Here is a 14,923-nt window from a genome sequence, read left to right as displayed (position 1 = left end):
AGGGTGACCTTACTTGAGCCGGTCACCCCCGGGGCGACGAGGGCCGCGCCACGTCCACCCACCCCGCGACCGGCGGTACATTGCCGCCTATGTCGATACCGAATCCCCAGCCCAACCAGCCGAACCAGCCGAACCAGCCCCATCAGCCGAACCAGCCCAACCCCTACCAGCAGACCCCGAATCCGTACCAGCAGCCCCCGAGCGCGGTGCCGCCCCAAGCACCCCCGGCCTCGCCTCAGCCCTTCGGCCAGCCCCCGGGCCCGTACGGACAGCAGCCCGGCCCCTACGGCCAGCCGCCCGCACCCCCGGCAGGCCCGACAGGCCCGCGCAAGCCGACGCCCGGCTGGGTGTGGGGAGTCGGCGGTGCCGTGGTCGCCTCGGCCCTGTGGGCGGGAGCACTCTTCGCCACCGGCAACCTCGGCTCCGACAGCGAAAGCGGCAGCGGCGGCGACGGCGCGAAGGCGGACCTCGCCGGATACCAGTACACGAAGAACCTCTGCGACGTCTCCCCGCTCGACGCCTTCAAGAAGAAGTACGAGATCGACACGGACTCCACCTCGACCACCCACTACGGCTCACAGCAGAAGGGGTTCGACCAGAGCTACTGCAGCCGCAAGCTCAAGGACCCGGAGGCGGGCGCCGACAGCTATTCGAGCATCTACGTCTACTCCACCGCCCGGTGGCACAAGGCCACCGACCCGAAGGGCGAGTTCGCCTCCGAGCAGAAGGCCTACGAGGACCAGTCGCAGAAGACGTACACCTACAAGACCAAGGCCGTGAGCGGCATCGGTGACGAGGCGTACCTGATCACCGACACGAGCGGCTCGGGCGACGACGACCTCAACGGCATGACCCTCGCCGTGCGCGAGGGCTGGTTCACCATCGAGACGCGCTGGAGCTACTACGGCGGCGCCGACGACAAGACCGAACCGCCGACCGCGTCGGAGGTCGAGGAGATGCTCAAGTCCGACACGCGCGCGACGATGGACGGGCTCAAGAAGTGACGCACGGGCTCGAGAAGTGACGGGGGCTCAAGAAGTAGGGGACGGGTTCAGGAGGTCCTGAACCAGGCACCGCACTCAGCACAGGGGCGGCGCGGGCCGGACGAGGCCCGACTGGTAGGCGATGACGACCAGTTGGGCGCGGTCACGGGCGCCGAGCTGGGTCATGGCGCTCTGGACGTGGGTGCGCACGGCCGACGGGCTGTCGCTGAGCGCTTCGGCGATCTCGGCGTTGGACTTCCCCTCGGCGACCAGGACCATCACCTCCCGCTCGCGGGCGGTGAGCTCGGCGAGGCTCTCGGGCGGCGTCAGGTGGCCGCCGGGCCCGGGGGTGGCGAGGAAGCGGGTGATGAGGGCGCGCGTGGCCGACGGGGAGAGCAGCGAATCGCCCGCGGCCACGGTGCGGATCGCGCCGAGGAGTTCGTCGACACCCACGTCCTTGCCGAGGAATCCGCTCGCGCCCGCGTACAGGGCCTGGGCGACGTACTCGTCGGTCGCGGAGGTCGTGAGGATGAGGACGCGGGTGGCGGCGAGCTCCGGGTCGGCGCAGATCCGGGAGGTCGCGGCCAGGCCGTCGTCCGTACCGGGCATGCGGATGTCCATGAGGGCGAGGTCGGGGCGGTGGGTCCGGGTCAGTTCGAGGGCTTGCTCGCCGTCGGTGGCCTCGGCGACCACCTCCATGTCGTCGCAGGAGTCGATCAGGGTGCTGAAGGTCGCCCGGAGGAGGGCCTGGTCGTCGGCAAGCAGGACGCGGAGGGTCATGTGGTGCGTTTCTCTTCCGTGTTCTCGGGGAGCGGCGGCAGGTGGGCGGTGACTTCGAAGCCGGCCTCGGGGCGGCGGCCCGCGTACGGGTGGCCGCCGACGGAGTGGGCGCGTTCCCGCATGCCTATGAGTCCGAGGCCGTCGCGTACGCGAACAGCGCCGAGGCCGTGATCGGCACGGCGACCGAGAGCGTGTAGCCGCGGGCGGGCCTCCGGGCGCCGCTGCCATCTGGTGAGCATCGAGTTCTCCGATCGACGACTTCTTGCATCATCGTCGGCCACTCGGCCTCCCGACGGGCGCAGGGCGCCCGTGTCCCGCACGGCGGTGGTTCACGGGCGCGGCCAGGGATGTCCCTCCAGGCGCTCGATGTCGCTGTTGAAACGCTGGAGGAATCCGGCGAACGTCGCCACGTCCTCCGGCGACCAGCTGTCCATGACCTTGCCCAGGCTCAGGATGTACTCGGCCCGGTCGGCGTCGAGTTGCCGCGCGCCCTCGGCGGAGATGCGGAACTTGCGGGCCATGCCGCCGTCGGGGTCCGGGATGCGCTCGACGAGTCCGGCGCGCAGCATGGCCGCGGTCTGCCGGTTCAGGGTGGAGGCGTCGAGGCCGAAGGCTTCGGTGAGCTGACCGATGGACATGGGGCCGTCCATCTGGATGCGGCTGAGCAGGATGTACGCGCTGCGGTCGAGGCGCCCGCCCGAGGAGCGTGTGCGGGGGTTGAACAGATGCGAGTGCCGTCCGAGCAGCATCGTCTCGAATTCGACCTGCCGTACGGGCTTCTCCGTGCGACGAGTGGGCTTCTCCGTGCGGCCAGTGGGCTTGTCCATGCGACGACCGGGCTTTTCCATGCCACGCATTCTACTAGGCATATGCATCATGCACTTCATATGTATAGTGCACATCGGGATGGTGCACATCGGTGCCGCCCGGAAAGCCGAAGGAGAAGCCAGTGGTCAGCTCGAAGCCCGACGTCCGCCCAGGGCGCGTCGTCGGAGTACTCGCCCTCGCGGGCATCGTGGCCGCGATCATGCAGACGCTGGTGGTGCCCCTGATCGGCGATCTGCCCGCCATGCTCGACACCAGCCCGTCGAACGCCTCCTGGGTCGTCACGGCCACGCTGCTCTCGGCGGCGGTGGCGACACCCGTCGCCGGGCGGCTCGGTGACATGTACGGCAAGCGGCGCATGCTGCTCGTCTCCGTGCTGCCGCTCGTCGCGGGCTCGGTGGTCTGCGCGCTCGCGTCCTCCGTGGTGCCGATGATCGTCGGCCGAGGGCTCCAGGGCCTCGGCATGGGCGTGGTACCGCTGGGCGTCAGCCTCCTGCGTGACGTGCTGCCGCCCGAGAAGCTCGGCTCCTCCATCGCCCTGATGAGCGCGTCCATGGGCGTGGGCGGTGCGCTCGGCCTGCCCTTCTCCGCTGCCGTCGCCGAGAACGCCAGCTGGCGCGTGCTGTTCTGGGTCGCCGCCGCCCTGAGTCTCCTGGTCGCCGTCCTGGCCTGGCTGTTCGTGCCCGCGGGCCGGGTGGGCACCGGATCGGCCCGCTTCGACGCCCTCGGCGCGGTCGGCCTCGGCAGCGGCCTCGTCTGCCTGCTGCTCGCCGTCTCCAAGGGCTCCGACTGGGGCTGGACGAGCGGCACCACGCTCGGCCTCTTCACCGCCGCGGTCGTCGTCCTGCTGACCTGGGGCCGCTGGGAGCTGCGTACCGACGAGCCGCTGGTCGACCTGCGCGTCACCGCACGCCCGCAGGTCCTGATGACGAACGTGGCTTCGGTCCTGGTCGGTTTCGCGATGTACGCCCAGTCCCTGGTGGTCCCTCAACTCCTCCAGCTTCCGGAGGCCACCGGCTACGGCCTGGGCCAGTCGATGATGGCCATGGGCCTGTGGATGGCCCCGGCGGGCCTGATGATGATGGCCCTCGCACCGCTCGGCGCCAAGCTCTCGGCCGCCCGCGGCCCCAAGGTCACGCTGTCGGTCGGAGCCCTGGTCATCTCGGTCGGCTACGGCTCGTCCCTGCTCCTGATGGGTTCGACCTGGGGCCTGCTGGTCGTGACGCTCATCTGCAACACGGGCGTGGGCCTCGCGTACGGCGCCATGCCCGCCCTGATCATGGGCGCGGTCCCCCAGTCGGCGACCGCGTCGGCCAACAGCTTCAACACCCTGATGCGCTCGATCGGCAGCTCAGCGGCGGCAGCCGTGATCGGCGTGGTCCTGGCCCAGATGACGACGGACTTCGGCGGCCACTTCCTGCCGTCGGAGAACGGCTTCCGGGCCGCGATGCTGATGGGCTGCGGGGTGGGCCTCGCGGCGGCGGTGGTCGCGTCGTTCATCCCCATACGCCAGGCGGATGCCGGAACCGACGGCGAGGCAGCCACCGATCCGCGCCCGGCGTCCGAGGCCACCGCCTGACCCGTTGAAGGAATCGCCCCGAGTTTTTGACGGGCCGGAACACAGATCAACTGAAGCCACGCTGAGACGACCGCCTCCCTCTGGAGGCATGACAAAACCCCACGGTCTCAGAGAGACCGTGGGGTTCTGGCTGGTGTCCGAGGGGGGACTTGAACCCCCACGCCCGATAAAGGGCACTAGCACCTCAAGCTAGCGCGTCTGCCATTCCGCCACCCGGACTAGGTGTCTGCCGTTCGCGGGGTGTTCCCCGCGGCGACATGGACAACAATACCAAGCTTTCGGAGTGCCTTTCACCTGCGTATCCGTCGGTCGGCGGGCGGATGCCCGGCGGCCCGTACCGCCGCATCTACAGTCTCACCATGAGTGACGGGTTGATTACGGGAACGCTCGGCGATGGTCGCGTGAAGGTGCGGCGGCCTCGGCTGCTGTCCCCGCTGCGCGAGCACCTGCGGGACACCATGTGGTTCGCGCCGACGGCCGGGCTCGTGGGGGCCATGGTGCTGTGGCTGGCCGCGGCGGAGGTGGACAGCCAGATCGTGGCTGCGACGCAGAACGCCGGGGACTACGACACCGTCAAGAGCCTGATGGGGGTCGCCGAGGACGCCAAGGTGGTGATCAGCACCATCAGCTCGGCCATGATGACCTTCATCGGTGTCGTCTTCAGCATCTCGCTGGTGGCCGTGCAGATGGCCAGCGGGCAGTTCAGTCCCCGGGTGGTGCGGCTGTACGTCAGGTCGCGGATCACCAAGATCACGCTCACCGTCTTCCTGGCGACGTTCCTGTTCTCTCTGATGACACTGACGTCCTTCGACAGCGAGACCGACCCGCGTCGGCTGACGAGCGTGCCGCTGGTCGAGTCGCTCCTGGCGATGGCGATGGTGTTCCTGAGCCTGCTGCTCTTCGTGGCGTACGTGAACGGCACGCTCCGCATGATGCGGATCAGCTTCGTCATCGACCGGATCGCCCGGGAGTCGTTCCGGGGGGCCGTGAAGCACCCGACCGAAGGAGTGGTGGACGACGAACGCCTCGGCCCCGCCACCGCCCGGATCACTCACCACGGGCGGGCCGGGGTGCTGCGGGACGTGCACATCGCCCGCGTCGTGAGGGTGGCCAGACGGCACGGTGTGGTGCTGCGGCTGCTGCCGCGCATCGGGGACTTCGTGGTGCCGGGGACCCCGGTGTTCACCGTCCACGGCGGGGCCGCGCCGTCACGGCGCGCGCTGCGGTACACGGTGTACGTCGGCGTGGAACGCACCTTCCACCAGGACCTCGGGTTCGGCCTTCGACAGCTCGCGGACATCGCGCTGCGGGCCCTCTCCCCCGCGGTGAACGACCCGACCACCGCCGTGCAGGCCCTGGACCGCATCATCCAGTTTCTGGCATCGGTGGCCAGCTATCCGCTGGGCGCCCTGCGCCACCGCGACCGGCGCGGGGCCGTCCGGATGGTGCAGCCCGTGCCGGACTGGACCGCGCTCGTGGATCTCGGGTTCGCCGAGATCCGGGGGTGCGCGATCGGCAATCCGCAGGTCACCCGGCGCATGCTGGCCGGCCTCGACGATCTGCTGCGGCTCACGCCCGAGGAGCGCAGGGAGCCGCTCCTGCGCCACCGTGAGCTGCTCGCGCAGGCGGTGGAACGCACGGTCCCGGAGGCCGCGGACCGTGCGTTCGCGCTGCTGCCCGATCGGCAGGGCATCGGCTAGCCACCAGCCACCCGACCCCCTGCCGGACCGGCTCTCAGGCCATGAGGTGGTAGCTGGGGAAGTTCCCCGGCGGCCGCTCATGCGCCGGGCCATGCGTGACCGCACGCACAAGCAGCTCGCCGCCGACGAACGCGCCGCGCCAGGACGCGCCGAACCCACCGAACAGCTCGTCACGGTCCCCGCGCGAGCGAGGCTTGCCGCGGCCTGTCTTGAACGCGCGGATCTGCGGCGCGAGGCGTTCGTACGTCGCGGTGTCGTCGGTCGACAGCGTGGCGACCAGCGCTCCGTTCGACGCGTTCATGGCGGCGAGCAGCTCCGCCTCCGTGTCGACCAGGACGATGGTGTCGACCGGGCCGAACGGCTCCGCGTGGTGCAGCGGCGATGACGGCGGCGGGTTGAGGAGCGTGACGGGGTGGACGTACGCGTCCGTGTCCTGGCCCGGCAGGAAGCGGTCCGCCGCCGGTGCGCCGCGATACAGCGGCACGGCCCCCCGGTCGATGGCCTCCGCCACCTGATCGCCCAGCTCCTTCGCCTTGGCCGCGTTGATCAGCGGGCCGAAGTCCAGCTGCGGGAACGGGTCTTCGGCGTGCTCGACCGCCAACGGGTGGCCGACGCGGAGGGTGCGCACGGCCGGGAGATAGGCGGCGAGGAACTCGTCGAAGAGGCCCCGCTGGACGACGAAGCGCGGATACGCGGTGCAGCGCTGCTTGCCGTAGTCGAAGAGCTTGGGGATGACGGCGCTGAGCGCGTCCCAGTCGCTGTAGTTCCAGATGCCCCAGGTGTTCAGTCCTTCCTGTTCGAGGATGTGCCGCTTGCCGAGGTCCGCGACGGCGGTGGCGACGGCGGCGCCCGTGTCACGTCCGCCGACGAAGGAGACGCAGCCGATCTCGGGTGCGCGGACCAGCGCTTCCGACAGTTCTCCGCCGCTGCCGCTCACGAGGGTGACGGGAATCCCTTCGCGGGCGGCCAGTGCGCAAGCCAGGGTCAGACAGGCGACGCCGCCATCGGTCGGGGTCTTGGCGATGACCGCGTTGCCCGCGAGTGCCTGTACCAACACTGCGTGAACGAGCACGCTCATCGGGTAGTTCCAGCTCGCGATGTTGGAAACCGGACCGTCCAGCGGGGTCCGGCCCTCGACCATCGGCTCGATGCCGTCGACGTACCAGCGCACGCCGTCGATGGCCCGGTCGACGTCGGCCTGGGCGAGCCGCCAGGGCTTTCCGATCTCCCAGACGAGGAGGAGGGCGAGCAGTTCACGGTGTTCGGTGAGGGCGTCGAGGGTGGCGGCGACGCGGGCGCGCCGTTCGTCCAGCGGGATGTGGCGCCAGGCCCGGTGCTGGTCGAGTGAGGCGCGTACGGCCTGCTGGGCGGTGGCGGCGTCGAGGCGCGGCGGGCCCGCGATGGGGCTGCCGTCGACGGGGGATGTGGCGGGCAGGGCCCTGCCGTCCGCCTGCCACGTGCCGTTCCAGAGATTCAGTACGCGGTCGTCGCGGAAGGCCTCGGGCGCGACGGCGATGCAGCGTCGCCAGGCGTCGGCCCAGGCCGTACCGGCTTTGAGGACGCGGGGGTTGGTGAGGGTGGGTGCCATTCGGGTGTCTCCGCTCACGGTGCACAGTCGGGGCGGGGCGTACATGGCTCGCACGGCGCCGCTCGGTTCGCGGTCCGGGCGTATGTGCTGGGGGACGCTAGTGCAGTCAGGCCGTGCCACCTATGAGTGACATCACGCCCCGAGTTGGTTGAGAACGAGGCGGGCCGTTTCCGTCGGCGTGGCGCCGACCCGCACCCCGACGGCTTCCAGCGCCTCCTGCTTCGCGCGCGCGGTCCCGGAAGATCCCGAGACGATGGCTCCCGCGTGGCCCATGGTCTTGCCTTCGGGTGCGGTGAAGCCGGCGATGTAGGCGACGACCGGCTTGGTGACGGCACGTTGGATGTAGGCGGCCGCGCGTTCCTCCGCGTCGCCGCCGATCTCACCGATGAGCACGACCAGTTCGGTGTCGGGGTCGTCCTCGAAGGCGGCGAGGCAGTCGATGTGTGTGGTGCCGACGACGGGGTCGCCGCCGATGCCGACGCAGGTGGAGAAGCCGATGTCGCGCAGCTCGTACATGAGTTGGTAGGTGAGTGTGCCGGACTTCGACACCAGGCCGATGCGTCCGGACTTGGTGATGTCTGCGGGGATGATGCCTGCGTTGGCCTGCTCGGGGGTGATGAGCCCGGGGCAGTTGGGGCCGATGACGCGTGTGCCGCGCTCCTTGGCGTACGCGTGGAAGGCGACGGAGTCGTGCACGGGGATGCCCTCCGTGATGACCACGGCGAGGCCGATCCCGGCGTCGGCGGCCTCGGTGACCGCCGCCTTGGAGAAGGCGGGTGGCACGAAGACCACGGTGACGTCGGCGCCCGTGGCCTCGATGCCGTCGCGGACGGAGCCGAAGACGGGGACGGCGCGGTCGTCGAAGTCGACGGTGCGCCCTGCCTTGCGGGGGTTGACGCCTCCGACGACGTCCGTGCCCGCCGCGAGCATGCGGCGGGTGTGCTTCATGCCCTCGGCGCCGGTCATTCCCTGGACGAGGACCTTGCTCTCCTTGGTGAGGTAGATCGCCATGTCCCGGCTCCTTAGGCTGCGTTGGTGTGACCGGCGAGTTCGGCGGCGCGGCGTGCGGCGCCGTCCATGGTGGTGACCTGCTGGACGAGGGGGTGGGAGCGCGCGTCGAGGATGGTGCGGCCGCGTACGGCGTTGTTGCCGTCGAGGCGGACGACGAGCGGCTTGGTCAACTGGACGGATTCCAGAGCCTGGACGATGCCGTCGGCGACGGCGTCGCACGCGGTGATGCCGCCGAAGACGTTGACGAAGACGGACTTGACGGCGGGGTCGGAGAGGATGACGGAGAGGCCGTCGGCCATGATCTGGGCGGAGGCGCCGCCTCCGATGTCGAGGAAGTTCGCGGGGCGCGCTCCGCAGCCCGCGACCACGTCGAGGGTGGACATGACGAGGCCCGCGCCGTTGCCGATGATGCCGACCTCGCCGTCGAGCTTGACGTAGTTGAGGCCCTTGGACGCGGCCGCCGCCTCCAGGGGGTCGTCGTGGGCGGAGTCGTCGGCGCCCCAGCGTGCCTGGCGGAAGCGGGCGTTGTCGTCCAGGGTGACCTTGCCGTCGAGGGCCAGGATCTCTCCCTGGGCGGTGCGGACGAGGGGATTCACCTCCACGAGGAGCGCGTCCTCGCGGGTCAGTACCTGCCACAGCTTGACCAGTACGTCGGCGGTGGCCTCGGGGAGTCCGGCCGCGGCGGCGATCTCGGCCGCCTTCGCGTCGTCCACTCCCGTCGCCGGGTCGATCTCCACGCGCGCGACGGCCTCGGGTCGGCTCGCCGCGACTTCCTCGATCTCCATGCCGCCTTCGGCGGACGCGATCGCGAGGAAGCGCCCCGCCGCGCGGTCCAGTACGTACGAGACGTAGAACTCGCTGTCGATCTGGACGGGTTGGGCGACCATCACCTTGTGCACGGTGTGGCCCTTGATGTCCATGCCGAGGATCTGGCGGGCCGTGATCTCGGTGGCAGCCGGGTCGGCGGCGATCTTCACGCCGCCCGCCTTGCCGCGTCCGCCCGTCTTCACCTGGGCCTTGACGACGACGCGGCCGCCCAGGCGTTCGGCGCCCGCGCGCGCCTCCTTCGCCGTGTCGGCGACCTCCGCCCGCGGCACCAAGATGCCGTATTCCTCGAAGAGTTCCCTTGCCTGGTGCTCGAACAGGTCCATTCCGGCTCCTGACGCCGTGTCGTTCCGGGGAGCGAACCCCCCGCTTCCGAAAAGTGCCGCACGCCCCCTGGACACCACTGACCGGATGCGGGATAACAAGCTTCATACAGTATTCGTCGACTGTATGCAATCTACCGCGAGAGCACCTACGAGCAGCATGTGAGCGCTCCAACTCCCCTACGAAGGGACAGGACTTCGCCATGCCCGACGGCAGCAGCGACACGAACCAAACCCACATCTCCGGTGGGCATCTGGTCGCCAAGGCACTCAAAGCAGAGGGTGTGGAGGTCATCTACACCTTGTGCGGCGGCCACATCATCGACATCTACGACGGCTGCGTCGACGAGGGGATCGATGTCGTCGACGTACGCCACGAGCAGGTCGCCGCCCACGCGGCCGACGGCTACGCGCGCCTCACCGGCAAGCCGGGATGCGCCGTCGTGACGGCAGGACCGGGAACCACGGACGCCGTCACGGGCGTAGCGAACGCCTTCCGCGCGGAGTCCCCCATGCTGCTGATCGGCGGCCAGGGAGCGCACACCCAGCACAAGATGGGCTCACTCCAGGACCTTCCGCACGTCGACATGATGACGCCCATCACCAAGTTCGCCGCGACCGTGCCGGACACGGCGCGCGCCGCGGACATGGTGTCGATGGCGTTCCGCGAGTGCTACCACGGCGCTCCCGGCCCGTCCTTCCTTGAGATCCCGCGCGATGTGCTCGACGCCAAGGTGCCGGTGGAGAAGGCCCGGGTGCCGCAGGCCGGGCAGTATCGCGCGTCCACCCGCTCGGCCGGCGACCCCGAGGCCATCGAGAAGCTCGCCGACCTGCTCGTCCACGCCGAGAAGCCCGCGATCCTGCTTGGCAGCCAGGTGTGGACGACACGGGGCACCGCCTCCGCCATCGACCTCGTGCGCACGCTGAATGTGCCCGCCTACATGAACGGCGCGGGCCGTGGGACCCTGCCGCCCGGGGACCCGCACCACTTCCAGCTCTCGCGGCGGTACGCGTTCTCGAACGCCGACCTCATCGTCATCGTGGGGACGCCCTTCGACTTCCGTATGGGCTACGGGAAGCGGCTCTCCCCGGACGCGACAGTCGTGCAGATCGACCTCGACTACCGCACCGTCGGCAAGAACAGGGACATCGACCTGGGCATCGTCGGTGACGCCGGGCTCATCCTGAAGTCGGTCACCGAAGCCGCCTCCGGGCGTCTCAACGGAGGCGCCTCCAAGCGCAAGGAGTGGCTCGACGAGCTGCGCGCCGCCGAGCAGACGGCGATCGAGAAGCGGCTTCCGAACCTGAAGTCCGACGCCTCACCCATCCACCCCTACCGGCTCGTCAGCGAGATCAACGACTTCCTTACCGAAGACTCCATCTACATCGGCGACGGCGGCGACATCGTCACCTTCTCCGGGCAGGTCGTGCAGCCCAAGTCGCCCGGCCACTGGATGGACCCCGGACCGCTCGGCACGCTCGGCGTCGGCATCCCCTTCGTACTCGCCGCCAAGCAGGCGCGGCCCGACAAGGAGGTGGTGGCCCTCTTCGGAGACGGTGCTTTCTCGCTCACCGGGTGGGACTTCGAGACGCTCGTCCGCTACAACCTGCCGTTCGTCGGCATCGTCGGCAACAACTCCTCGATGAACCAGATCCGTTACGGCCAGAAGGCCAAGTACGGCGAGGAGCGCGAGCGGATCGGCAACACCCTCGGAGACGTCCACTACGACAAGTTCGCCCAGATGCTGGGCGGTTACGGCGAAGAGGTCCGCGACCCCGCCGACATCGGCCCCGCTCTGCGGCGGGCACGCGAGTCGGGCAAGCCCTCGCTGATCAACGTATGGGTCGATCCGGACGCGTACGCCCCCGGAACCATGAACCAGACCATGTACAAGTGAGGAGCCCGCGCGATGACGACCAAGGCTCTTGAGGGCGTACGCGTCCTCGACATGACACACGTCCAGTCCGGGCCCTCCGCCACTCAGCTCCTTGCCTGGCTCGGGGCGGACGTGGTGAAGCTGGAGGCGCCCTCCGGGGACATCACGCGCAAGCAGCTGCGTGATCTCCCGGACGTCGACTCGCTCTACTTCACGATGCTCAACTGCAACAAGCGGAGCATCACCCTCAACACCAAGTCCGAGCGCGGCAAGGAGCTCCTCACGGAGCTGATCCGGCGCTCCGACGTGATGGTCGAGAACTTCGGCCCCGGTGCCGTGGACCGGATGGGCTTCACCTGGGAACGCATCCAGGAGATCAACCCGCGGATCGTCTACGCCTCGATCAAGGGCTTCGGAGACGGCCCCTACACCAACTTCAAGGCCTACGAAGTGGTGGCACAGGCCATGGGCGGCTCCATGTCGACCACGGGCTTCGAGGACGGCCCCCCGCTCGCCACGGGTGCTCAGATCGGTGACTCCGGGACCGGCATCCACGCCGTCGCCGGCATTCTCGCCGCCCTCTTCCAGAGGGAGAACACCGGTCGCGGGCAGCGCGTGAACGTGGCCATGCAGCACGCCGTGCTCAACCTGTGCCGGGTCAAGCTGCGCGACCAGCAGCGCCTGGCGCACGGGCCGCTCGCCGAGTACCCGAACGAGGACTTCGGGGACGAGGTGCCGCGCTCCGGTAACGCGAGCGGCGGCGGGCAGCCCGGCTGGGCGGTCAAGTGCGCGCCGGGCGGACCGAACGACTACGTGTACGTCATCGTGCAGCCCGTCGGCTGGCAGCCGCTCACCGAGCTGATCGGGCGTCCCGAGCTCGCTCAGGACCCCGAGTGGGCCTCTCCGGAGGCTCGGCTTCCCAAGCTCGGCAAGATGTTCCAGCTGATCGAGGAGTGGTCCTCGACGCTCCCCAAGTGGGAGGTCCTTGAGCGGCTCAACGCCCACAACATCCCGTGCGGCCCGATCCTCTCCACCAAGGAGATCATCGAGGACGCCTCGCTGGCCGCGAACGAGATGGTCGTCGAGGTCGCGCATCCGCAGCGCGGCTCCTTCACCACGGTCGGATCCCCGCTGAAGCTGTCGGACTCCCCCGTCGACGTGGTCAGTTCGCCGCTCCTGGGCGAGCACAACGCGGAGGTCTTCGTCGGTGAGCTCGGCCTCGGTGACGAGGAACTGCGCCTGCTCAAGTCGAACGGAGTGATCTGAGTGATGGCCGAAGACCGCGCACTGACGGTGCGGGCGCTCCTCGACACCGTGCGCGCCGAGGGACGGACCTCGCTGACGGCGCCGGAGGGCAAGATCCTCGCGGACGCGTACGGGATCGCCGTGCCGGGCGAGGAGCTTGCGACGGACGTGGACGAGGCGGTCGCGCACGCGTCCCGCTTCGAAGGGCCCGTCGTCATGAAGATCGTCTCCCCCGACATCCTGCACAAGACCGACGCGGGCGGCGTCATCGTCGGCGTGGAAGGCGCCACCGACGTGCGGGCCGCCTTCCACGAAATCGTCGAGAACGCGCGCGCGTACGCGCCGGATGCACGAATCGAGGGCGTGCAGGTGCAGGAGCTGCTGCCGTCCGGCCAGGAAGTGATCGTCGGGGCGGTGACCGATCCGACGTTCGGGAAGGTCGTCGCGTTCGGGCTCGGCGGCGTACTCGTCGAAGTCCTCAAGGACGTCACGTTCCGTCTCGCGCCGGTCGACGCGGACGAGGCCGCCTCGATGCTCGACTCGATCCGCGCGGCCGAGGTCCTGAGGGGCGTGCGGGGCGCGCCCGCGGTGGACCGGTGGGCCGTCGCCGAGCAGATACGCCGGGTGTCCCAACTGGTCACCGACTTCCCGGAGATCGCCGAGGTGGACCTCAACCCGGTGATCGCCACTCCGGAGGGCGCGATCGCAGCGGACATCCGCGTCATCCTCGCGGAAGGGGTTCCGAAGAAGCGCCGTACCTACACGCGCGAGGAGATGCTCACGTCGATGCGGCGGCTGATGGAGCCCCGCTCCGTCGCCGTGATCGGCGCCTCCAACGAGCAGGGCAAGATCGGTAATTCGGTGATGCGCAACCTCATCGACGGCGGCTTCTCCGGCGAGATCCATCCGGTGAACCCCAAGGCCGATGACATCTTGGGCCGCAAGGCGTACAAGAGTGTCACGGACGTTCCCGGTGAGGTGGATGTGGCGGTCTTCGCGATCCCCGCCAAGTTCGTGGCGTCGGCCTTGGAGGAGGTGGGTCGCAAGGGCATCCCCAACGCGGTCCTGATCCCCTCCGGGTTCGCCGAGACCGGTGAACAGGCCCTCCAGGACGAGATCGTCGAGATCGGCGAGCGGCACGGAGTGCGGCTGCTCGGCCCGAACATCTACGGCTACTACTCGACGTGGCAGGACCTGTGCGCCACGTTCTGCACGCCGTACGACGTCAAGGGCGGGGTCGCCCTGACGAGTCAGTCCGGTGGCATCGGGATGGCCATCCTCGGCTTCGCGCGCACTACGAAGACGGGCGTCTCGGCGATCGTCGGGCTCGGCAACAAGTCCGACCTGGACGAGGACGACCTCCTCACGTGGTTCGGCGAGGACCCCAACACCAAGTGCATCGCCATGCACTTGGAGGACCTCAAGGACGGCCGCGCCTTCGTGGAGGCCGCCCGGGCGACCGTCCCGAAGAAGCCTGTCGTGGTCCTGAAGGCCGGACGTACGGCAGCCGGGGCGAAGGCCGCCGGATCGCACACGGGTGCCCTGGCGGGCGATGACGCCGTGTACGACGACATCCTCAGGCAGGCGGGCGTCATCAGGGCCCCCGGCCTCAACGAAATGCTGGAGTACGCGCGCGCGTTGCCGGTGCTCCCCACCCCGCAGGGCGACAACATCGTGATCATCACGGGTGCGGGCGGATCCGGGGTGCTGCTCTCCGATGCGGTGACCGACAACGGGCTGCGGCTGATGGATATCCCAGACGACCTGGACGCGTCCTTCCGGGCATTCATCCCGCCCTTCGGGGCGGCGGGAAACCCCGTCGACATCACCGGGGGCGAACCCCCGTCGACGTACGAGGCGACGATCAGGCTCGGCCTCGAGGACCCCCGCATTCACGCACTTGTCCTGGGCTACTGGCACACCATCGTCACCCCTCCCATGGTCTTCGCCGAACTAACGGCCCGCGTGATCGCGGAGTTCCGTGAGCGTGGCATCGAGAAGCCCGTCGTGGCATCCCTGGCGGGCGACGTCGAGGTGGAGGAGGCCTGCCAGTACCTCTTCGAGCGCGGCGTCGTGGCGTACCCGTACACCACGGAGAAACCGGTCGCCGCGCTCGGCGCGAAGTACCGGTGGGCCCGGGCGGCCGGTCTGTTGGGGGGCGGTCGATGAGGTGACCGGTGTTGGGTC

The 14,923-nt window shown here is 69.4% G+C and carries 12 protein-coding genes and 1 tRNA gene; 7 read left to right on the top strand and 6 right to left on the bottom strand.

What is annotated here, in order from left to right; all coding sequences use genetic code 11:
- Positions 1–89: 89 nt before the first annotated feature.
- On the top strand, positions 90–1,004 hold the full coding sequence (locus tag ACWGI2_RS03545) for a hypothetical protein (RefSeq protein WP_453394467.1): 915 nt from the start codon (positions 90–92) through the stop codon (positions 1,002–1,004).
- 75 nt (positions 1,005–1,079) lie between these two features.
- Here the strand turns inward: ACWGI2_RS03545 and ACWGI2_RS03540 are convergent, their stop codons facing one another.
- Positions 1,080–1,763 (bottom strand): response regulator transcription factor, encoded by a 684-nt coding sequence (locus tag ACWGI2_RS03540; protein WP_453394466.1) that lies wholly within the window; start codon positions 1,761–1,763, stop codon positions 1,080–1,082.
- Positions 1,764–1,804: 41 nt separating this feature from the next.
- Here ACWGI2_RS03540 and ACWGI2_RS03535 point away from each other — a divergent pair, with 41 nt between their 5' ends.
- Complete coding sequence (locus ACWGI2_RS03535) at positions 1,805–1,960, top strand: hypothetical protein (protein WP_453394465.1); 156 nt, start codon at positions 1,805–1,807, stop codon at positions 1,958–1,960.
- A 132-nt stretch (positions 1,961–2,092) separates the two neighbouring features.
- Here the strand turns inward: ACWGI2_RS03535 and ACWGI2_RS03530 are convergent, their stop codons facing one another.
- On the bottom strand, positions 2,093–2,590 hold the full coding sequence (locus tag ACWGI2_RS03530) for a MarR family winged helix-turn-helix transcriptional regulator (RefSeq protein WP_453394914.1): 498 nt from the start codon (positions 2,588–2,590) through the stop codon (positions 2,093–2,095).
- 122 nt (positions 2,591–2,712) lie between these two features.
- On the opposite strand from ACWGI2_RS03530, the gene ACWGI2_RS03525 reads away from it, so the two are divergent.
- The gene (locus tag ACWGI2_RS03525) at positions 2,713–4,167 is read left to right on the top strand and encodes an MFS transporter (RefSeq protein ID WP_453693538.1); all 1,455 of its coding nucleotides are present in this window, start codon (positions 2,713–2,715) and stop codon (positions 4,165–4,167) included.
- Between the two features lie 131 nt (positions 4,168–4,298).
- On the opposite strand, the gene ACWGI2_RS03520 is transcribed toward ACWGI2_RS03525, so the two are convergent.
- Positions 4,299–4,386 (bottom strand) — tRNA-Leu (locus ACWGI2_RS03520).
- 140 nt (positions 4,387–4,526) lie between these two features.
- On the opposite strand from ACWGI2_RS03520, the gene ACWGI2_RS03515 reads away from it, so the two are divergent.
- Positions 4,527–5,867, top strand: a complete 1,341-nt coding sequence (locus tag ACWGI2_RS03515; RefSeq protein WP_453693536.1) for a DUF2254 domain-containing protein — start codon at positions 4,527–4,529, stop codon at positions 5,865–5,867.
- 34 nt (positions 5,868–5,901) lie between these two features.
- Here ACWGI2_RS03515 and ACWGI2_RS03510 read toward each other — a convergent pair whose 3' ends face one another.
- The 3 genes from ACWGI2_RS03510 to sucC form a co-directional block, all read right to left on the bottom strand.
- Positions 5,902–7,455, bottom strand: a complete 1,554-nt coding sequence (locus ACWGI2_RS03510; protein WP_453693534.1) for an aldehyde dehydrogenase family protein — start codon at positions 7,453–7,455, stop codon at positions 5,902–5,904.
- Positions 7,456–7,587: 132 nt separating this feature from the next.
- Complete coding sequence (gene sucD / locus ACWGI2_RS03505; RefSeq protein WP_453693532.1) at positions 7,588–8,466, bottom strand: succinate--CoA ligase subunit alpha; 879 nt, start codon at positions 8,464–8,466, stop codon at positions 7,588–7,590.
- Positions 8,467–8,477: 11 nt separating this feature from the next.
- A complete protein-coding gene (gene sucC, locus ACWGI2_RS03500; RefSeq protein WP_453693530.1) occupies positions 8,478–9,617 on the bottom strand; it encodes an ADP-forming succinate--CoA ligase subunit beta in 1,140 nt (379 codons plus the stop codon).
- Between the two features lie 200 nt (positions 9,618–9,817).
- Between sucC and ACWGI2_RS03495 the strand changes: the two genes are divergently transcribed.
- Genes ACWGI2_RS03495 through ACWGI2_RS03485 form a run of 3 tightly spaced genes read left to right on the top strand, consistent with a single transcriptional unit; the run spans position 9,818 to position 14,905 of the window.
- Positions 9,818–11,512 carry a thiamine pyrophosphate-binding protein gene (locus ACWGI2_RS03495; protein WP_453394459.1) on the top strand — a complete coding sequence of 565 codons (1,695 nt, stop codon included), beginning with the start codon at positions 9,818–9,820 and terminating at the stop codon, positions 11,510–11,512.
- A 12-nt stretch (positions 11,513–11,524) separates the two neighbouring features.
- Positions 11,525–12,757: a formyl-CoA transferase gene (gene frc, locus ACWGI2_RS03490; protein ID WP_160508440.1), complete on the top strand. Its 1,233-nt coding sequence runs from the start codon at positions 11,525–11,527 to the stop codon at positions 12,755–12,757.
- 3 nt (positions 12,758–12,760) lie between these two features.
- Complete coding sequence (locus ACWGI2_RS03485) at positions 12,761–14,905, top strand: acetate--CoA ligase family protein (RefSeq protein WP_453394458.1); 2,145 nt, start codon at positions 12,761–12,763, stop codon at positions 14,903–14,905.
- The last annotated feature ends 18 nt before the right edge of the window (positions 14,906–14,923 follow it).

Source organism: Streptomyces sp. NPDC054866 (assembly GCF_053610745.1).
The sequence above is the reverse complement of the archived record's forward strand: the minus strand, read 5'-3'. Positions and strand labels throughout refer to the sequence as shown.

Coding starts and splice junctions, on each gene's coding strand:
- ACWGI2_RS03485 (WP_453394458.1), top strand. CDS start 12,761: ATGGCCGAAGACCGCGCACTGACGGTGCGGGCGCTCCTCGACACCGTG.
- sucD (WP_453693532.1), bottom strand. CDS start 8,466: ATGGCGATCTACCTCACCAAGGAGAGCAAGGTCCTCGTCCAGGGAATG.
- ACWGI2_RS03545 (WP_453394467.1), top strand. CDS start 90: ATGTCGATACCGAATCCCCAGCCCAACCAGCCGAACCAGCCGAACCAG.
- ACWGI2_RS03495 (WP_453394459.1), top strand. CDS start 9,818: ATGCCCGACGGCAGCAGCGACACGAACCAAACCCACATCTCCGGTGGG.
- ACWGI2_RS03515 (WP_453693536.1), top strand. CDS start 4,527: ATGAGTGACGGGTTGATTACGGGAACGCTCGGCGATGGTCGCGTGAAG.
- ACWGI2_RS03540 (WP_453394466.1), bottom strand. CDS start 1,763: ATGACCCTCCGCGTCCTGCTTGCCGACGACCAGGCCCTCCTCCGGGCG.
- ACWGI2_RS03510 (WP_453693534.1), bottom strand. CDS start 7,455: ATGGCACCCACCCTCACCAACCCCCGCGTCCTCAAAGCCGGTACGGCC.
- ACWGI2_RS03530 (WP_453394914.1), bottom strand. CDS start 2,590: ATGGACAAGCCCACTGGCCGCACGGAGAAGCCCACTCGTCGCACGGAG.
- frc (WP_160508440.1), top strand. CDS start 11,525: ATGACGACCAAGGCTCTTGAGGGCGTACGCGTCCTCGACATGACACAC.
- sucC (WP_453693530.1), bottom strand. CDS start 9,617: ATGGACCTGTTCGAGCACCAGGCAAGGGAACTCTTCGAGGAATACGGC.